16 protein-coding genes are annotated in these 18,638 nt (G+C 41.0%); 7 read left to right on the forward strand and 9 right to left on the reverse strand.

Going from position 1 to position 18,638, the window contains the following annotated elements:
* Window positions 1-164: 164 nt before the first annotated feature.
* The gene (locus ACTJIX_RS12640; protein ID WP_005220462.1) at window positions 165-512 is read left to right on the forward strand and encodes a hypothetical protein; all 348 of its coding nucleotides are present in this window, start codon (window positions 165-167) and stop codon (window positions 510-512) included.
* A 737-nt stretch (window positions 513-1,249) separates the two neighbouring features.
* On the opposite strand, the gene ACTJIX_RS12645 is transcribed toward ACTJIX_RS12640, so the two are convergent.
* Both ACTJIX_RS12645 and ACTJIX_RS12650 read right to left on the reverse strand, forming a co-directional pair.
* Window positions 1,250-2,413: a zinc-dependent alcohol dehydrogenase gene (locus ACTJIX_RS12645; protein ID WP_002045824.1), complete on the reverse strand. Its 1,164-nt coding sequence runs from the start codon at window positions 2,411-2,413 to the stop codon at window positions 1,250-1,252.
* A 330-nt stretch (window positions 2,414-2,743) separates the two neighbouring features.
* Complete coding sequence (locus ACTJIX_RS12650) at window positions 2,744-4,687, reverse strand: ATP-binding cassette domain-containing protein (protein WP_440611502.1); 1,944 nt, start codon at window positions 4,685-4,687, stop codon at window positions 2,744-2,746.
* A 230-nt stretch (window positions 4,688-4,917) separates the two neighbouring features.
* On the opposite strand from ACTJIX_RS12650, the gene ACTJIX_RS12655 reads away from it, so the two are divergent.
* From ACTJIX_RS12655 to erpA, 4 genes are all read left to right on the forward strand, one after another.
* Window positions 4,918-5,922: a putative solute-binding protein gene (locus ACTJIX_RS12655; RefSeq protein WP_440611503.1), complete on the forward strand. Its 1,005-nt coding sequence runs from the start codon at window positions 4,918-4,920 to the stop codon at window positions 5,920-5,922.
* Window positions 5,923-6,176: 254 nt separating this feature from the next.
* Entirely contained in the window at window positions 6,177-7,187 is a 1,011-nt protein-coding gene (locus ACTJIX_RS12660; protein ID WP_440611504.1) for a putative solute-binding protein, read from the forward strand.
* Window positions 7,188-7,413: 226 nt separating this feature from the next.
* Window positions 7,414-8,388 (forward strand): putative solute-binding protein, encoded by a 975-nt coding sequence (locus ACTJIX_RS12665; protein ID WP_167456613.1) that lies wholly within the window; start codon window positions 7,414-7,416, stop codon window positions 8,386-8,388.
* A gap of 116 nt (window positions 8,389-8,504) precedes the next feature.
* On the forward strand, window positions 8,505-8,840 hold the full coding sequence (erpA, locus tag ACTJIX_RS12670) for an iron-sulfur cluster insertion protein ErpA (protein WP_004814030.1): 336 nt from the start codon (window positions 8,505-8,507) through the stop codon (window positions 8,838-8,840).
* Between the two features lie 75 nt (window positions 8,841-8,915).
* Here erpA and ACTJIX_RS12675 read toward each other — a convergent pair whose 3' ends face one another.
* The 6 genes from ACTJIX_RS12675 to ACTJIX_RS12700 all read right to left on the reverse strand — a co-directional run bounded on the left by ACTJIX_RS12675 (window position 8,916) and on the right by ACTJIX_RS12700 (window position 15,568).
* A complete protein-coding gene (locus ACTJIX_RS12675) occupies window positions 8,916-9,293 on the reverse strand; it encodes a hypothetical protein (RefSeq protein WP_171063227.1) in 378 nt (125 codons plus the stop codon).
* A 104-nt stretch (window positions 9,294-9,397) separates the two neighbouring features.
* Window positions 9,398-10,312, reverse strand: coding sequence for a matrixin family metalloprotease (locus ACTJIX_RS12680; RefSeq protein WP_004814034.1), 915 nt, complete (start codon window positions 10,310-10,312; stop codon window positions 9,398-9,400).
* A 69-nt stretch (window positions 10,313-10,381) separates the two neighbouring features.
* Window positions 10,382-11,212, reverse strand: a complete 831-nt coding sequence (locus tag ACTJIX_RS12685) for an OXA-134 family carbapenem-hydrolyzing class D beta-lactamase OXA-276 (RefSeq protein WP_004814035.1) — start codon at window positions 11,210-11,212, stop codon at window positions 10,382-10,384.
* 149 nt (window positions 11,213-11,361) lie between these two features.
* Window positions 11,362-13,302, reverse strand: a complete 1,941-nt coding sequence (gene dnaK, locus ACTJIX_RS12690; RefSeq protein ID WP_004814038.1) for a molecular chaperone DnaK — start codon at window positions 13,300-13,302, stop codon at window positions 11,362-11,364.
* A gap of 118 nt (window positions 13,303-13,420) precedes the next feature.
* A complete protein-coding gene (gene grpE / locus ACTJIX_RS12695) occupies window positions 13,421-13,963 on the reverse strand; it encodes a nucleotide exchange factor GrpE (RefSeq protein ID WP_004814040.1) in 543 nt (180 codons plus the stop codon).
* A gap of 1,110 nt (window positions 13,964-15,073) precedes the next feature.
* Window positions 15,074-15,568, reverse strand: a complete 495-nt coding sequence (locus tag ACTJIX_RS12700) for a hypothetical protein (RefSeq protein ID WP_004814042.1) — start codon at window positions 15,566-15,568, stop codon at window positions 15,074-15,076.
* A 206-nt stretch (window positions 15,569-15,774) separates the two neighbouring features.
* On the opposite strand from ACTJIX_RS12700, the gene ACTJIX_RS12705 reads away from it, so the two are divergent.
* The gene (locus ACTJIX_RS12705) at window positions 15,775-16,845 is read left to right on the forward strand and encodes an alpha/beta hydrolase (RefSeq protein ID WP_004814044.1); all 1,071 of its coding nucleotides are present in this window, start codon (window positions 15,775-15,777) and stop codon (window positions 16,843-16,845) included.
* 71 nt (window positions 16,846-16,916) lie between these two features.
* On the opposite strand, the gene ACTJIX_RS12710 is transcribed toward ACTJIX_RS12705, so the two are convergent.
* Window positions 16,917-17,588 (reverse strand): acetoacetate decarboxylase family protein, encoded by a 672-nt coding sequence (locus ACTJIX_RS12710; RefSeq protein WP_314296197.1) that lies wholly within the window; start codon window positions 17,586-17,588, stop codon window positions 16,917-16,919.
* Between the two features lie 104 nt (window positions 17,589-17,692).
* On the opposite strand from ACTJIX_RS12710, the gene ACTJIX_RS12715 reads away from it, so the two are divergent.
* Window positions 17,693-18,277, forward strand: coding sequence for a peptidylprolyl isomerase (locus ACTJIX_RS12715; protein ID WP_004814048.1), 585 nt, complete (start codon window positions 17,693-17,695; stop codon window positions 18,275-18,277).
* The last annotated feature ends 361 nt before the right edge of the window (window positions 18,278-18,638 follow it).

An 18,638-nucleotide genomic window follows, 5' to 3' on the forward strand; every position in this document is an offset into this window, starting at 1 on the left:
CACCTTTCGGGGTGCTTTTTTTATGATCAATTTATGCTAATGTCATTTTAACTGGTTAGCATATTCAGCAGCTGATCAGTGATTCTGGCACCCTATCTGGTGATTTTTTTATTCGCAGTATTTGTCTGATCTGGGCCAGCCTATAGCAATAAAGAGGTTTATCCATGGATAGCCAGCTTGAAGAAGTTCGTGAAATTTGGGCCAATGCATTCTATACCGGTCATTATGAGGTTCTGCGTCAGTATGAGCATGAAGACTTTAAGGTGGTGTTTGAGCAGAAAAACCGTGTAGAAACCAGTTATGTCCGTTATGACAGGATTGCGCATGCGGTCAAGAATGGGGTCTGGAAGCCGCATAAGCCGGAAGTAGAATATGAAGATTACGAATATAATGCGGATCAGACGGAATGCTGTGTGGTGACTGGTTTAGCTAAAGATAAACATCGTATTCAGGAATTGTGGCGCTATGCAAATGAATGGAAAATTATTGAACTTCGATTTCTAAAATCCTAGATTTTCAACTGCTTAACAAAGTTATAAAAATAAAGTAATTAATAAATCAAAATATGTGTGAATAGTACCGTTCCTAAATAAGTTCAAAGCTTGATCAATAGTGTGGATAACTCCAAAGTTATCCATATTTATTTATGTGAATAAGATAGTATTTATCCACAATAGATTTACTTTTAAATCAGCTCTTATTTTAAATTCAAAATTATTCTCTGGTGACTTGTGGGTAAATATTTTTAAATTTAAAATAATGTTTTAAATTTAAATGAGCAGCTTATGCGGGATTTCTACGTTTGAGCCAGAACTGTCCAAAACAGATTAGTTTGCTTGCTCTTTTTATGGAAAATTAAAATAAATATTATATAAAATAACCGCTTATATAGTTAATTTAGTTTTGTTTAATAGTGGGCGTGGAACATGTTTTTGCTTGGAAAATTTAAGTGTAGTTAAACTACATAATTATTTTAATAATCAAGTGAAATTTAATTTTATTTTTAAAATCATTGGGTTAAATATGGTTATTACTGGTTTATTCTTTAGGTTGCTTTTCTAGATCAGTATTTATATTCGAACTTTGCTGAACTACTTTCTACAAGTTAGAAAGAGGAGTAAAAATTAAATAACTTCTGTTAAACAGAGTTTTTGATGAAGAAACTTGAAAAATAGAAACAGGTGATTTGATCTGTCTTGATTAAAAAATAAAAAGCGCCTGGAAGGCGCTTTTTATTTTTTTAGTACATTTACGGCGTTAGAATGACTTTACGACAGTCTTCTTCCTTTTTATCAAAAATACGGTAACCTTCCGCAGCATCTTCCAGTTTCATGCGATGGGTAATAATCACATCTGGAGACAGATCTCCATTTTCAATATGTTCGAGCAACTGCGGCAAGTATTTATGCACATGGGTTTGCCCCATTTTAAAAGTCAAACCTTTATCAAAGGCATCACCAAACAGGAAGCCATGAATTGGACCGGCATAAACCCCCGGTACACTCACCACACCGCCGCGTCGGACTGCTGCAATACATTGTCTGAGCGCTGAACCACTCGAACCTTCTAATTTCAGGTTGGTCATTACGGTTTCTAGAACACTTCCTTTGGCCTCGAAACCAACGGCATCAATAACTGCATCAACACCGCGATAACCTGCTGTATTTTGAATAATAAATTCAGCTGCATCGACTTCATCAAAGTTGACCGGAATGACCCCATAGGTTTGATGAGCAAATCGCAAGCGATAAGGGTGATGGTCGACCATGAAGATCTGTTCGGCACCGAGCATTCGTGCGCAAGCTGCAGATAACAGACCGACTGGACCAGCACCATAAATTGCCACTGTAGAACCACGGGTGACTTGAGCATTGGTTACTGCCTGCCAGGCTGTTGGCAGAATATCGGTCAGGAATAATACTTTTTCATCAGGCAAGGAGCCGGGAACCTTAAACGGTCCGACATTACCTTTGGGAATCCGCACATATTCAGCCTGACCACCCGGAACACCACCATACAGGTGGCTAAAGCCAAACAAGGCTGCTCCTGGTGGAATCTGTTTTTTATTGAGAATTGCACCACGACCCGTATTGGTATTTTCACAGGCAGCCATCAGTTCATGTTCACAGAAAAAACAGTGACCGCATGCAATGACAAAGGGAATGATCACCCGGTCACCTTTTTTGACTTCTGTCACTGCAGGGCCGACTTCTTCTACAACTCCCATAAATTCATGGCCGAAAATATCACCATCTTCAGTGGCCGGGATTTTGCCCCGGTATAGATGTAGATCTGAGCCACAGATGGCGGTGGCTGTCACCCTTAAAATAACGTCATCTGGTTCCTGAATCACTGGATCTGGAACAGATTCAACTCGTACATCCCGAGCACCATGATAGGTAAGAGCACGCATGCGGATTTCCTCTCTAGTTCAACATAAATAGTCTCAAATAAGGCTGCTGATTATTAAAAAGCCTTTTTATTAGAGCCTTATAACCTGACCTAGAGCTGTAAATTAATGTATGAAATAAGGAAGCCGAGTGTTTAAAAAATAAACTTATATAGTACTTGCGTAATTCACTACAAAATATGTCAAAAATCGAGTAAATGATTAACCAAGCTGAGAAGTGTAGGAAAATAGATAAGAGAAAAGATTTATTAACAGCAAAGAAAATATGAATCCATAAAAAAAGGATCAGTAACTGTAGTTACTGATCCTTGAAGCTTTAAATGAATATTAAAATTAACTTTCCTGGAAAGACTGTTCCAGTTCTTCTAATTCCATCATCAGTTCCAGCATCTGTTCTTCAGCAGTTTCCAGTTGTGCTTTCAGTTCAGTCTGCTCATTCATGAGCTTAAGCAATTCATCCTTACGCGCTGCATCATACAGACCAGTATCTGCCAGCTTTTCTTCAATTGCAGCGAGTTTTGGCTGCAACTTTCCGATCTGGCTTTCACATTTTTCAATATTTTTGCGAATCGATCGAGTCTGCTCACGTTGGCGAGCAGCCTCCTTGCGTTGGGCTTCTTTATCCATTTTACTTGGTACAGGTTTCGCTTCAGCTTGCTGTGTTTTCATCACTTCAGCAGTTTTAGGCGCATTTTTTAATAATTCTGCACGTGCCTGACGTAACCACTCGGCATAAGCCACCAGATCACCATCAAATTCAGTACATTTGCCGTTATGAACTAACAGCAGCTCATCACAGACACTGGCGATCAGCTGACGTTCATGCGAAACCAGCACGACAGCACCCTCGAAATCTTGTAGTGCCATCGTTAAAGCATGACGCATATCCAGATCCAGATGGTTGGTTGGTTCATCCAGAATCAGCACGTTTGGACGCTGCCATACGATTAATGCAAGTGCTAAACGGGCACGTTCACCACCCGAGAAACTTTCACTTGGTGTATCCATGCGTTCGCCGCTAAAGCCGAAGCTGCCGAGGAAAGAACGCAAGCTGGCCTCACTGATTTTAGGATCAGCAATACGTGCCAGCTGTAGCATTGGGCTGGCACTGCCATCCAGTGCATCCATCTGGTGCTGGGCAAAGTAGCCAATATTTAACAATTCCGAGTCTTTACGAAGACCTTTAATTAAAGCTAAATCACCGACGAGAGATTTAATCAGAGTCGATTTACCAGCACCATTCATCCCCAGCAGACCAATACGGCTATTTGGAGTAATTTGCAGGCTGACATTACGTACAATCAGCTTGTCGCCATAACCGATATCGGCATTTTCCAGTTGTAGTAATGGTGAACTCATTTTGGTTGGTTCACGGAAGCTGAAAGTAAACGGCGTATCTACATGCGCAACAGAGAGTTCCTGCATACGCTCCAGCTGCTTGATTCGGCTCTGGGCCTGTTTTGCCTTGGTGGCTTTGGCCTTAAAACGGTCAATAAATTTTTGCAAATGGGCACGCACTTCAAGCTGCTTTTCATAGGCTTGTTGCTGCTGTGCCAGACGTTCGCTACGGGTACGCTCAAAAGTCGAGTAATTACCGGTATAAAGTATCAGTTCCTGATTTTCGATATGTAAAATATGATCGGTAATGGCATCCAGGAAATCCCGGTCATGTGAAATCAGCACCAAGGTGCCTTCATAGGATTTGAGCCAATCTTCTAGCCAAAGAATCGCATCTAAATCTAAATGGTTGGTCGGTTCATCCAGTAATAACAGATCAGAACGGCTCATCAAAGTACGCGCCAGATTGAGACGCATACGCCATCCCCCCGAAAAACTGGCAACATCCAGCTCGGATTGATAATCCATAAAGCCCAAACCTGCCATCAGCTGTGAAGCCTTAGAGGGTGCCACATAACCGGAAATTTCGTCAAAGCGGCCATATAGGCGTGCCAGTTCAGCATCATCCAGCTGTTCAGGATGATTCAGTTTTTGTTGGATATCCCAGTATTCCTTATCGCCAGACAGGACAAAATCAATCGCCTTCATATTCAAGGCTTTGATTTCCTGGGCCATATGCGCCACAGTCCAGACTGCAGGACGGGTCAGGGAACCACTGTCAGATTCAATCCCACCCAAGAGTGCTGAAAATAGGGTCGACTTACCGGCTCCATTGACACCGGTCAGGCCAATTTTCCATCCAGGATGCAATTGCATGGAGGCTTTCTGGAAAAGGATGCGTCCACCGCGGCGTATGGTTAACTGATCTAACTGAATCATGGAACTGTACTGACATTCGACAAGAAGAATGGCGCTATTCTAAAGGAAAGCCCATCAAAATAAAAAAATCTTGCTGGAGAATTCACAGGATCCTGCACTTCATCCATAACATAGATTCATATTTTTGAATCTATGTTTAAATAGAACAGGTGTTTTTAATGACAAAACAAGATGATATTGAAATATAAATTTCAGTAAAAAATAACCAAGAATAAATAGAGTAGAGCAAAATGAAAAAAGGATCTTTGATTTTAGCAGCCTTGACTGTACTTGCCTCAAATATGAGTTTTGCCAAGGTAGATATCTGCGTCTTTGATTTATTGGGCAAATCTGGTGAATCTTACAAGTTACTAGAAGAATGGCAGTTAGTGAGCAAGCAATGGGGGACTGAAGTACAACTTCTTGCTTATCAGGATGAAGCCAAAGTCGATCAGGACTTTAAAGCAGGCAAATGTGATGGACTGTTTATGACCTCCATGCGTGCCCGGGCCTATAACAAATTTGCCGGTTCAATTGATGCTATTGGTGGTGTGCCTAGCAATGATATTGCCATGAAAGCCATTAGCTATGTACTGGATCAGCGTAATGCCAAACGTCTGGTGTCTACCATTGGTAAAGACAAGTTTGAAGTTGCCGGAATTGTGCAAATTGGTACGGCATATATTTTTGTACGGGATCGTGCCATAAACAAGATTGAACAGGTTAAAGATAAGAAATTTGCAGTTTTGCATTATGACTATGCACAAAAAGTCATGGTAAATAGGATTGAAGCTGTGCCAGTTATGTCGGAAATTTCTAATTTTATTCGCCGTTTTAATCAGGGCGAAGTCGATATTGTGGCTGCACCTGCTTATGCTTTTAAGCCGCTAGAACTGTCTAAGGGCTTGGGGAATAAAGGTGCAATGATCAAGTTCCCTGTAGTAAATGTGACGGCAGATTTAATTATTCGGCCAAATAAATTTCCGGACAAATTTGCAGCACACTCACGTGCCTGGTTCATCAAACAGTTACCGAAAACCATTGCTACTGTTAAACGTATGGAAGCAGAAATTCCAGGTAAATATACGCTAAATTTAAGTCGTGAGGACTATACCAGTTACCAGAAAATTCTCCGAGATGGCCGGATTGATTTGACTAATCAGGGCATCTATGACGCGAATATGATGCGGGTATTGAAACGTGCGCGTTGTACGGTAGAACGTACCAATTTTGAATGCTCATTAGGCGGAGAATAGTGATCTAATGTATTTGTTTGTAAATTGAATTAAAAAAATGTAAGTTTTTAGGATTTTAAATAAGTCGCTAAAAAATTGATATCTATGGATTTCTTTATATCTAAAATGTGAATACGGGACACATTTTGATAATAGGGGACAAACTCCCTAAATATAATGGAGTAAATACTCTATTTTTTTTAAAGAAACTTGCTAATATTTGTCACAAGTATGGAAACTCCATCGAAGAACAAGATTTTACAAGGATTATTAGAATGAAAAAAACACTTCTAGCATTGGCGGCGTTTTCTGCCGTTAGTTTCGCAGGTACAGCACAAGCGAAAAAAGTCGATATCTGTGTTTTCGACTTACTGGGCAAATCTGGTGAGTCTTTTCAGATGGCTCAGGAATGGGCACTGGCAGCAAAATCATGGGGGGCAGAAATTAATCTGATTGCCCGTCAGGATGAAGCAGTTGCAGATAATGACTTTAAAGCGGGTAAATGTGACGGCGTATTTATGACGGCGATGCGTGCACGTCAATACAATAAATTTGCTGGCTCTATTGATGCGCTAGGCGGCGTGCCAAGCAATGCGATTGCACAGCGTGCCATTACCTTTGCTTTGGATAAACGTAATGCTGCCAAGATGGTCAGTAATTTAGGCGGCAAAAAATATGAAATTGCCGGTATTGCACCACTGGGCTCGGCTTTTATCTTTGTGCGTGACAAAAACATCAACTCGATTGAAAAAGCCGCCGGTAAAAAGTTTGCTGTACTGGGCTATGACGATGCACAAAAAATCATGGTGCAGCGTGTAGGTGCCCAGGCAGTCGTGTCTGATGTATCCAACTTTGTGGCCAAGTTTAATAATGGTCAGGTAGATATGGTAGGTGCACCTGCTTATGCTTATAAGCCGCTAGAAATCTATAAAGGCTTGGGCAATAGTGGCGCGATGTTTAACTTCCCGGTGCTGCATGTCACTTCAGACTTTGTGATCCGTCCTGAAAGCTTCCCGGCAGGTTTTGGACAGAAATCACGTGATTGGTTTGTTAAGAACTTGCCAAAGAGCATGGCGATGATCAACCGTTTAGAAGCCGGTATTCCAGCCAAATATAAAATGAACCTGAGTGCAGAAGACAAGACCAAATATCAAAAAATGCTTCGTGATGGTCGTATGGATATGACCAAGCGGGGAATCTATGATGCTTCTATGATGAGTGTACTGAAACGTGCTCGTTGTTCTTTCGACAAGGCAAACTTCGAATGTTCACTACCGGGTGAATAAACTGATTTTAAAAAGAAAAAAGCCTGGAAAATTCCAGGCTTTCTTTATGTTAAGGCAGGCAACTTTGCCATTGCCTGCGACTTGAAAATGATTAGAATGAATATCAGTCATGCTGTCATCTTTCTCATAAAAACAATGATATGCAGCAGTCCTGAGAAAACAAAAACAATTTTTTAAGGAATAAAATATGAAAACTTGGTTGAAGGTGTTCGCACTTGGTACAGGCATGGTCGCAGCGTCCGGTACAGTACAGGCGAAGCAAATCATCTGTGTATTTGATCTGGTCGGTAAGAATGGCGATGTGTACGCTGTGATGAAAGATTATCAGCTGGCTGCAAAAAACTGGGGTGCAAATATCGAGCTGCGGGTAAATACCAATGAAGCTGTGGTTGCAGAAGATTTTAAAGCCGGGAAATGTGATGGTATTAGCGTCACAGGGATGCGCGGACGCCAGTTCAATAATTTTACCGGTTCACTGGATGCTATTGGTGCGATCCCAGATCTGAATCTGGCAGTTAAAGTGATGCAAGGACTGGCAAGCAAGACTTTTGCCAAATATATGTTACAAGGCAAATATGAAGTCGCCGGAGTCATTCCAGTGGGTGATGCTTTCCTGCTGGTCAATGACCGCAGTATTAATACCGTAGCTAAAGCAGCAGGCAAAAAAATTGCTGTACTGGATTATGACGAAGCGCAAAAAATCATGGTGCAACAGGTAGGTGCACAGGCGGTCAGCGCTGATGTCACCAACTTCGGTGCCAAGTTTAACAATGGTCAGGTTGATATCATTGGCGCACCTGCTGCCGTATTCAAACCCTTAGAGCTGCATAAAGGTCTAGGTAGCAAAGGTGCGATTGTGAATTATCCGATTTTACAGGTGACAGGCAATATCATCATCCGTCCAGATAAATTCCCGGCAGGTTTTGGGCAAAAATCACGTGAATGGGTGAAAGGGGAGTTGCCACGCGCTTTCGGAATTTTAGGTAAAATGAAAGCTGATATTCCCTCTAAATACTGGATGGATATTCCAGCAGCAGACAAACCCGGTTATCAGAAAATGATGCGTGAAGCGCGGATTGATCTGACGAAGCGCGGTATTTATGACAAACGTATGATGAAGCTGTTATGGCAGTTCCGCTGTAAGCAGGACCCGAAAAACTTTGAGTGTGCACTACAGGATGAAAATTATAAACAATCCTGATAAATTTACTCTGATTAAGCTTTAATTTACAAAGACTGACCATATATTGAGTATGCTATACTTGAAACATGGTCTTTTCTTTTTAAAGATGCCCGAACCGAACAGAGGAATCCATCATGAATGCTCAAGCACTTGTGCTGACTGACAATGCTGCCAATAAAGTACGCCAATTGCGTGACAGTGAAGGTAACCAAGATCTTATGCTACGTGTCTATGTGACTGGTGGCGGCTGTTCAGGTTTCTCTTATGGCTTCAACTTTGCTGAAAGCCAGAATGAAGATGATGCAGAATTTATTAACGGCGATGTGAAGATGCTGGTCGACTCACTTAGCTACCAGTATTTAGTAGGTTCAGTCGTTGACTATATTGAAGGGCTGGAAGGTTCACGCTTTGTGGTACAAAACCCGAATGCTACGACTACATGTGGCTGTGGTTCATCTTTCTCGATCTAAACATGATTTGAGATTTAGACCATAGAAATCAAGAGTCCTCAAAATGAGGACTTTTTTTATGCGCTATTTTTATAGTTAAGCTTCGAGTTTCACCGCTTCAAGCAAGTCGAAGATCACGGTTGTCACATCCTGACTCAGCTCACGATTATTAAAAATCTCATAAGCGCTAATAGTAATATCGGTATCGCTCGGTAACAGCTTTTGTTCTTCTTCAATCAGGTCATTGATCGGCAATAGAGTCTGTTTTACTTGCAAATGTAGAATGTCTTGATAGGCAATATTTTCATCCTCAAGTTCAATCAGCTGCTCATTGAAATAAGGGAGCAAAATCGCATGTAAATAAGGCTGAAGTTCTACAATATCAAAGATTTCGATATCACGAGTTTCATCAATTGTGCTGATATGATCATTAGCTTCAATCAGGATATGGTAATAACTCATGCCGATCTCCACAGAGGGCTTTAGTGAATGATAGATGCTCACAATAACATGAAATCATCAACTATGGTCGTTCAAAAAGATAATAAAGACATAAAACTTATAAGGAATTAAATCGCTTAGGATTTGCGTGTATATAGCAAAGTCTTGTCTGCCGGGCGCAGTTCAAAATTTTCCAGCTTTTGTTCACCTAGTACTGGATACATCAGTGCTTCAGGATCACCATGATGCAATAAACCCAAGGCATGGCCCAGTTCATGTGCCAGTGTTAGACGCAAGTCATCTTGCGCATCAAACTGATAGATATGGATTTCATCGCCTTTAAAAATTCCTTTATGGAACTGGCGTGGTGGAAAGCGCTGCTGTGCCTGATTAATATTATTGTGGTGAGACTGAACACTGCTTTGGTAGGCGGCAACCTGAGTATTAAAAGATAATTGCTGTTGTTGCAGATATTCCGCTTCACGCTGGAAACGTTCTGACCTGAATTGAAGCTCGTTAAATTCCTGTTGCAACTGCTGACGTTGATGAGCAGAAAGTCCTGGCTGATTGCGCCGTAGCATGAGTTGCTCGAACTGGAGTTGCAGCAGATTGCGCTGTGCTAGCAGATGACGCTGTTGCTGATCCAGATGATTTCGAGAGGAGGTCAGGTTTTCTGCTTGACGTTGATATTGGGCTTCATCGCGAAGTAATTTCTGTGTGGTTTTTTTCAGTGCATCATATTCCTGCTGGCGGTGATCATAAATCAGCTTGATGCTGAGCTGTGCATTTTCATCATAGACCATTAGGTCATCACGGCCAGTGCCACGATGCCAGATCTCAATAGCTTCTTGTGCCAGTTGAATCACTTCTTCACGAGTCAGTCCAAAGCCCGGATCGACCTGGTCCACTTTAAAGCGTAAGCGCGTATCAAAAGGATGGGTGAGTCGGTCAGTCAGAGAATTGAATTTTAGCTGCGGATGAGACTGGGTCTGTAGATGCAGAAAACCTGCAACTAGTAATACCACTACGACTAGACAGAGCAAAAGACGCATATTTTTTATTTAAATGTTTATTTTTAAAAATATAGCTTAAATTTGGCATTTTTCCCATGCTTATTTATGTCACCCTTCAGCTTTTGGATAAAGTCCTAATTCGGCCAAGGCCTGCTGCAAAATTTTAAGACGGATCGCCGGATCCATATTACTTTGCATCTGCATATTCAGTGAAAATGCCACGATTTCGTCCTGAGGTGTTTCGATCCAACCGGTGAGCCAGCCGACTTGCGGCTCCACATCCATACCCCAACCGGATTTAGCATAAAGCCGATAAGCTTGTCGCTCCTGTAACAGTAACATGGTTTTAACTTGCTGCTGAACCCGAGGATCAAAGGCAAGCTGCTCTTGAGCAAGCGCAGAGGCAAATTCGACTTCTTGTTTCGGGGTGACTTTCAAAGGTCCGACTAACCAGAAGTTGTCGACCTGATGACCAATCTGCTGATTACCAAATTGAATACGTTGTACTTCCTGTTGCATTAGTTCCAGACCAATGCGACGTGCCAGTTCCTGATAGACGGGTACAGCAGAAGCTTGCATGGCTTGGCCGAGAGTCATGTCTTTTTCCCAGGCTGCAAAACTGCGCTTCTTGCCATCCCATTTAAAAATTTCATTGGTCGTGGCTTTACCATGTTGCAGGCCAATCAGAGCATTAAATATTTTAAAGGTTGAAGCAGGAACATATTCGGTATGTGCACGACTCAAATCATTGCCATAGACCTGTAGATGTGGACCCCGTTGAATTACTAAAACGCCAGAGCTTTGTGCCTGATCAAATAACTTTGCAATAGCTTGAATAGATTGAGTTGAAGTGATTTGAGAGGGCGAATTTGAAACAGGGAAGCTACAGGCTGTCAGGCTCAAGTAACTGAGTAAAGGCCACAAAATAAGAATTTTCATAAGTTCAGGATATTTTAATATTTGATTTAACTTAAACAGCTTTGCCTGAAAATACGATCCAATTTTGGTAATTTTCCATTAATTCTTTCAAGTCTAGGCATAAAAAAACCGCGCTTTCGCGCGGTCTTTTTTAAGCTTAAGCTGATAAATTATTTTTTATCATCTTTCACTTCAGTGAACTCAGCATCTACAACGCCATCATCCGCTTTTTGTTGTTGACCTTCACCGCCTTGGAAAGCATTTGGATCAAAACCTTGCGCACCGCCTTGGCCTTGAGCTGCTTCATAAGCACGTTGAGTAATCGGCATGATGATGTTTTGCAGCGCTTCAGTTTTCGCTTTGATCGCTTCTACATCATTTTCTTTAGTTGACGCTTCTAACTCAGACACTGCAGTTTCGATTGCAGTTTTTTCGTCAGCAGTCACTTGTTCACCAAGATCTTTCACTGCTTTTTGAGCAGAAGAAACCAAGGCATCCGCTTCGTTACGTGCTTTAGCCAGCTCTTCAAACTTACGGTCTTCTTCAGCATTCGCTTCAGCATCTTTGATCATTGCTTCGATTTCAGCATCAGACAAACCTGAGTTTGCTTTGATCTGGATAGATTGCTCTTTACCAGTGCTCTTGTCTTTCGCAGATACTTTCAAGATACCATCGGCGTTGATGTCGAACGATACTTCAATTTGTGGCACACCACGTGGAGCTGGTGGGATGTCACCTAACTGGAAATTACCCAACAATTTGTTTTGCTGCGCCATTTTACGTTCACCTTGGTAAACCGAAATGTCTACAGCAGGCTGGTTGTCCGCAGCAGTTGAGAACACTTGCGATTTTTTCGCAGGAATCGTGGTATTTTTCTCGATGATTGGAGTCAATACACCGCCCATGGTTTCAATACCAAGTGTTAAAGGCGTTACATCAAGCAGAAGTACGTCAGTTTTGTCACCAGACAATACCGCACCTTGAATCGCAGCACCCATTGCTACCGCTTCGTCAGGGTTCACATCTTTACGTGGCTCACGACCAAAGAATTCTTGAACTTTCTGTTGAACCATTGGCATACGAGACTGACCACCCACCAGGATTACGTCAGAGATGTCAGAAGTCGAAAGACCAGCGTCTTTAAGTGCAATACGGCAAGGCTCAATCGTACGCGCAACCAGGTCAGCAACCAAACCTTCAAGTTTTGCACGAGTAACGTTGATCACTAAGTGTTTAGGACCAGTCGCATCTGCAGTGATGTATGGAAGGTTGATTTCAGTTGCGTTAGAAGAAGAAAGCTCGATTTTTGCTTTTTCAGCAGCTTCTTTCAGACGTTGTAATGCAAGTGGATCGTTTTTCAGATTCACGTTTTGTTCTTTCTTGAACTCTTCAACTAGATAGTCGATTAATGCGTTATCGAAGTCTTCACCACCCAGGAATGTATCACCGTTGGTAGATAACACTTCAATTTGCTGGTCGCCATCAAGGTCAGCAATTTCAATGATTGATACGTCGAAAGTACCACCACCCAAGTCGTATACAGCAACTTTACGGTCGCCTTCTTTCTTGTCCATACCGAACGCAAGTGCAGCAGCAGTTGGTTCGTTGATGATACGTTTAACTTCTAAGCCTGCAATTCGGCCTGCATCTTTGGTAGCTTGACGTTGCGCATCATTGAAGTAAGCAGGAACAGTAATCACCGCTTCAGTCACTGTTTCACCCAGATAGTCTTCTGCAGTTTTCTTCATTTTTTTCAGAACTTCTGCAGAGATCTGTTGTGGTGCAAGTTTCTTATCGTTTACTTCAACCCAAGCATCGCCATTGTCAGCTTTCAGGATTTTATAAGGCACCAGACCGATATCTTTTTGTACTGCCTGGTCTTCATAACGACGACCGATCAGACGTTTAATCGCGAATAATGTGTTTTTAGGGTTCGTTACCGCTTGGCGTTTAGCTGATTGACCAACCAGAATTTCACCATCTTTGTACGCAATAATAGATGGAGTTGTACGTGCGCCTTCAGCGTTTTCGATAACTTTAACTTTGTCGCCTTCAAGTACTGCAACACATGAGTTTGTAGTACCTAAGTCAATACCAATGATTTTAGCCATTTGGATGTTTCCTCTAAAATTTTTTTGTGATTTACACTTGTTATCCGATATGAGAGCCGTTCGATTTTTTTCAAGTAAATTTTTTGAAAAATTTCACAAACTCCCGAATTTATTTGGCTTAAGCGCCAACCATGACCATGGCAGGACGTAATAAACGGCCGTTCAGGGCATAGCCTTTTTGCAAGACTGTACCGATCTCATTGGCTTTGGTATCTGGTGCAATACCAACTGCCTGATGTAACTCGGCATTAAAACCATTCTCGGTATCAACTACGACCACACCAAATTTTTCTAATGTTGTCAGTAAACCTTTTAAGGTTAGTTCTACGCCTTCCCGTAACGGGCCTTGTTCTTCACCCGCAGCGAGAATTGCACGTTCCAGGTTATCTACAGTTTCTAACAGCTCTTTAGAGAACTTTTCCAAAACAGTATCTTTATGCTTTTCTGATTCGCGCTGAATGCGTTCTACACTTTTTTGTGCCTCATATACGGCATTTGCAGTACGTGCTTTTTCCAGTTTTAAATCGCCTTCAAGCTGTGCGATTTGTTCCTGTAAAGACTCAACGGTAACTTCAGCTTGTTCAGGTTCAGCTTGAGCTGTTTGTTGTTCCGTTTGCTCTTGCTCAAGTTCTTGAGCTTGATCGTTTTGCTCAGTCGCCATTGATTTACTCCGTTTAAATGGGTTCTTAAACATGTACAGTCCTTCGGTATCAGTGCTAACTGCGTGAATGCTGAACTGCCATGATTTGGGAAGTTCTTAATTACATAAAGAAGTCGGGGCTGGGCTTCAAAATTCAAGCGAAATGAGTGATTAATTTTAAGATTTATTGCAAAAGGCTGTGTTTCTGTTATTCCAAACTGGATTGAAATGAGAAAAAGCAGACAATTTCTCTGTTTTGAAGATAAAAACCTCAGAATTTTTAGTTAGTTTTGATCTTAGTAATTAGATGAGAGATGAATGTATAAGTACTTAAATTAGTTTTTAGAAAATAAATCATTCATTAAAAGAATGTTTTTAATCAGAAAAATTTTTAATCGTATTTTTAGATATAAATAATAATATTTATCTGTTTTAAAAGTTAAATCAAAAGCACCATCATAGCTTTATCAACAGTGACCTGGTTCAGAAGGAGAGAGCCGAACTAGGTTACTGTTCCTGATTCGTTTTACTCTTTTATAGCTGAATACCCCAAGACTCAGCTATTTTTTTGCCTGAATGTTTATATTGATTGTTTTTTAGACATAAAAGCGATTAATAACTAAGCAATAAAGTATTTCACAAAAAATGATCAACTTCGTATTATTCGTTTCAGATTCTATCGCTGTAGTTTCTTCTTATTTTGAAATGTGTTTTTCAAGCTTATCCTCTCTAGATAAGCTTTTTTTTTGCGTAAAATTTATTAATTTTCTTCTCAAATTCTAGTGATCAATCACTTATAGAAAAGCTGTAAGTTAAAGCCTACAAGGATTCAGGACAATATCTACTTTGTTAGATGCTCGAATCAGCCTAATATTGATTTATCGAGAACAGGAAGTTCTTAAAAATTTGCTGAGAAGCATATAAACGAGAGGATGTTCGTTTAAACACAACCCTATAAAACCCTTGAAGAAATACGCTTCAGGGGTTTTATTCTATAATAGCTATCTAACATCTATTTCTGTTCATAAAGACATTAAAAAAAGCCCGAGATCGGGTTTTTTTATAGATGAAACTTATCTGGATCAGTGGCCGTTTAGGTCGCTTTCAAATTTTTAGATTAATCTGACTATTCTAGCGACGTGATTCCTGCCAGCGTTTGACACGTTCATTACGGTTCTGTTCAGCTTTACGTCGTTGCTGCTGTTCAGCTGCTCGGCGACGTGTATCTGCCTGCTGTCCACGCTTTTTACGCTCTGCCTCGGCTCGGTTTCTAGCCGCTTGGCTGCTACTGATTTTTTTGCGTTGCTGTTCAATACGCTGGCGTTCCTGCTGACGTCTGTGATCCAACTCAATCTGTTTTCTACGTTGATCATTTAACTGGCGTCGCTGTTGCTCTAGTCGCTGACGTTCCAGTTCAGTTCGGCGACGTTCCTGCTGTAAACGTCGTTGCTGTTCATATTCCCAACGCTGCCGATCATAACGGTTGTCATAACGGTAATCGCGGTCATAGCGATAGTCATAAGCTCTATTATAACGTCCGTCATAATAGTCATCTTCAGGGAATGCGACACAACCTACAGCCAATAAGCTCGTCGCAATTGATACGAATATCAGTTTTCCAGCCATAGGTGAGCACTCCTTGTTAAGGTCAATCCTACAATTTGCGCCTAAACAGCAGCTTAAATTGTCAATGACAGGGGGATAAAATGAGATTAGCTTATTGATCTGCCTAAATTTGTATGTCGATGTAGGCACTTATATAAGAATATGGTCAAAATACACCCTGATCATGTAGAAAATATGAAGAATTAAGCGAATAAGGATGGGAAGCTATGGTGATATCGAGTCAGCAATTACAGGCCATGATGGATAAGGGGCAAGGGGTAGCAGCACGTCTGCTGGACCGATTACCTAAAATTGCTCAGGAAAGAATAGTCAGAAGTCTGGATTATCCTTACCACTATCCTGAACTGGATCCCTTTGTAAAATGTCTGATGGCCGTGCAGTTAAAACAGGGCAAAACTGGAATAGTCAGAGAAGATATCGCGCAGTCACGTATTTTCTTTGAACAGAGCATGCAATTGCTAAAATCCAAACCGACTGCTATTCGCCAGGTTGAAGATATCCGGTTATCCTTGCACAGTGGCATCGTACAAGCACGTCACTATCACCCGGCTCCAGCTAAAAAGTTGCCTTTAATTATATTTTATCATGGAGGAGGCTTCCTGATTGGCAGTCTGGACACACATGATGAATATTGTCGGTTGCTGGCCAAACACGCGCATGCCCAAGTATTAAGTGTCGCTTATCCTCTGGCGCCGGAACATCATCCTTCACAAATTGTTCAAGTTTGCGAAGATGCACTGGCTTGGGCGCATCAACACAGCAAGCAGCTCAGAATTCTAAAAAAACGCATTGCAGTCGCAGGAGACAGTGCGGGTGGCAATTTAGCAGCAGTTGTAGCTCAGCGCAGTGCAGACAAGGTTTATGTACCTCAGGCCCAGTTACTGCTTTATCCAGCCATGGACTTTAAAAGCCGTCATCCTTCCTATTTTGCTTATAAAGATGGTCTGGTACTCACTGATGGTGATATCGAACTGGTGACTTATCATTATGTGGAACGACATGAAATTGCATTGGATGATCCACTCATTTCACCGACCTATGGCAACCTGAAAAATTTACCGCCGACTTATCTGATTACTGCTGGTCATGATGTGTTGCATGATGAAGGGGCTATTTATGCACATAAGTTGCGTCAGCATGGAGCGAAAGTGCATTATCATGATTATACCGATCAGACGCATGGTTTTATTAATTTGACCAGTATTTCAAGACGCGCCAAAAAGAATGTAATTGAAATGAGTAAACACTTCCGTAAGTTCTGGGATAAGCATAGTTAAAAATAGCTCTCTATCTATATAGAGTAATAAATCAAATCTCAATTAAGGTGTTTCACGTGAAACACCTGTTTTTACTTTTTATGTACCTTGGCTTCGGGAAAGATCAGATTGAATTTAGGTACATAAAAGCTTTGTATATATTTAGCGCGGGAAAAATCCGGGAAAATCGATTGAGTATTTTGCCACTCTACCTGAGCGAGTTTGGATAGATAGCCTCTGAATTGCGGGCTAAACTGATAATGTGACGATTTCCAAGTTTGTCGAATCTTTAACATGGATGTTGGAAGATGATAGCTATTTAAATAGAAGGAACGTGATGATTTAGATTTCTTCAGAAGAACAGTCATGTTTTGCCCTTGATGAGTGATTCGACAAATGACTTCCTGTCCTTGTTCCTGCCATTCAAATTCTGCGTATTCCTTCGGTATCCCCCATAAGTGCTGACCGTGAACAATAGATTCATGCGTAGAAACATAAATCTTTGGAATAGTAGACAGACGTCTTCGACTTATTAAAGGATGGTCCATAATCAGTAGCTCGTCATAAGGACCTACAGGAGAATGGTGATAATGTACCAGCATAACTTGTACAACACGGCCCAGCGGAGAAGGAGCAATTCCAAAATTCCGATATTCACGGATAAAGTGCGGTGTAATCCAATAATTCAAAATAAAACCCTCTCCCTGTAAATGCCAGGGAGGAAACTGATGAATATTTTTCTCCTGCAAACGATGCACGTTCATTCTTATTCTCTTGTAATTGGTCGGTTAGGGTAATGCATTAATGGGTATCAAAGATTAATATAGCTTGATTCTCAACCCTTACTTCTGAGTAGATGAGTTAAAAAATGTTAAAAAAACCATTATATGCAATAGCTTTAACAGCTTTAGCTTTACCAGCACTGGCGGCCAATTCCATAGTTGAAATGAAAACTTCTATGGGGAATATCGAAATTGAGCTTTATAATGATAAAGCACCGATCTCTGCCAAAAACTTTGAAGACTATATAAAAGACAACTTCTATAAAGGCACCATTTTTCACCGGGTGATTCCAGGTTTTATGGTACAGGGGGGCGGCTTTGATGCGAATATGGTGGAAAAGCCAAATAATAAGTCAACTATTAAGAATGAATCTTATAATGGTTTAAGCAATACACGTGGCACTTTAGCCATGGCCCGTATGAACCAGCCAGATTCAGCCCGTTCCCAGTTCTTTGTGAACCTGGTCGATAATAACTTTTTGAACCGTTCTCCTATGAATGCGGGTTATGCAGTATTTGGTAAAGTAACTAAAGGCATGGATGTGATTGATAAAATTGCTGGTGTTCCAACTGCCAACTATGGAATGCATCAAAATGTGCCGCTAAAACCAATTATTATTAATAGTGTGAGCATTAAAACAGCAAGCCCGCAAAAAATAAGTAAAAAATGATGTAGAAATCTTTTACGGTTATTTTTATTTTATAATCATGTGGTTATGTGAATAATAGAATAAAAATGATCCATATTGGTGCATAAAAATAGTACACTCGTGATTTGTGTCAGTGAAAAGCACTTGCACGTGTAGGAAATTGCCCTATAATGCACCCATACCGACGAGATACACGGTGATGAACGAAGCGAGACGCTGAGTTATCCGGTGTTTTGAGTCCAGCTTCTGGCACTGACGAGGTGTTAGAAAGATCATTAAGAGATTATGAAGAACAACTTGTGTGGATTTTTACTGGTTGATTGATCGAAATTATTTTCATTGATTGATGGTAGAAATTACTCGAAGTTTATTTGAGAAATTG

It is taken from the genome of Acinetobacter sp. 22323 (assembly GCF_052044895.1).
GTDB classification, from domain to species: domain Bacteria; phylum Pseudomonadota; class Gammaproteobacteria; order Pseudomonadales; family Moraxellaceae; genus Acinetobacter; species Acinetobacter schindleri.

Excerpts from the sequence above, each read along its gene's own strand:
- ACTJIX_RS12640 (WP_005220462.1), top strand. The coding sequence starts at position 165 with ATGGATAGCCAGCTTGAAGAAGTTCGTGAAATTTGGGCCAATGCATTC.
- ACTJIX_RS12645 (WP_002045824.1), bottom strand. The coding sequence starts at position 2,413 with ATGCGTGCTCTTACCTATCATGGTGCTCGGGATGTACGAGTTGAATCT.
- ACTJIX_RS12650 (WP_440611502.1), bottom strand. The coding sequence starts at position 4,687 with ATGATTCAGTTAGATCAGTTAACCATACGCCGCGGTGGACGCATCCTT.
- ACTJIX_RS12655 (WP_440611503.1), top strand. The coding sequence starts at position 4,918 with ATGAAAAAAGGATCTTTGATTTTAGCAGCCTTGACTGTACTTGCCTCA.
- ACTJIX_RS12660 (WP_440611504.1), top strand. The coding sequence starts at position 6,177 with ATGAAAAAAACACTTCTAGCATTGGCGGCGTTTTCTGCCGTTAGTTTC.
- ACTJIX_RS12665 (WP_167456613.1), top strand. The coding sequence starts at position 7,414 with ATGGTCGCAGCGTCCGGTACAGTACAGGCGAAGCAAATCATCTGTGTA.
- erpA (WP_004814030.1), top strand. The coding sequence starts at position 8,505 with ATGAATGCTCAAGCACTTGTGCTGACTGACAATGCTGCCAATAAAGTA.
- ACTJIX_RS12680 (WP_004814034.1), bottom strand. The coding sequence starts at position 10,312 with ATGCGTCTTTTGCTCTGTCTAGTCGTAGTGGTATTACTAGTTGCAGGT.
- ACTJIX_RS12685 (WP_004814035.1), bottom strand. The coding sequence starts at position 11,212 with ATGAAAATTCTTATTTTGTGGCCTTTACTCAGTTACTTGAGCCTGACA.
- dnaK (WP_004814038.1), bottom strand. The coding sequence starts at position 13,302 with ATGGCTAAAATCATTGGTATTGACTTAGGTACTACAAACTCATGTGTT.
- grpE (WP_004814040.1), bottom strand. The coding sequence starts at position 13,963 with ATGGCGACTGAGCAAAACGATCAAGCTCAAGAACTTGAGCAAGAGCAA.
- ACTJIX_RS12700 (WP_004814042.1), bottom strand. The coding sequence starts at position 15,568 with ATGGCTGGAAAACTGATATTCGTATCAATTGCGACGAGCTTATTGGCT.
- ACTJIX_RS12705 (WP_004814044.1), top strand. The coding sequence starts at position 15,775 with ATGGTGATATCGAGTCAGCAATTACAGGCCATGATGGATAAGGGGCAA.
- ACTJIX_RS12710 (WP_314296197.1), bottom strand. The coding sequence starts at position 17,588 with ATGAACGTGCATCGTTTGCAGGAGAAAAATATTCATCAGTTTCCTCCC.
- ACTJIX_RS12715 (WP_004814048.1), top strand. The coding sequence starts at position 17,693 with ATGTTAAAAAAACCATTATATGCAATAGCTTTAACAGCTTTAGCTTTA.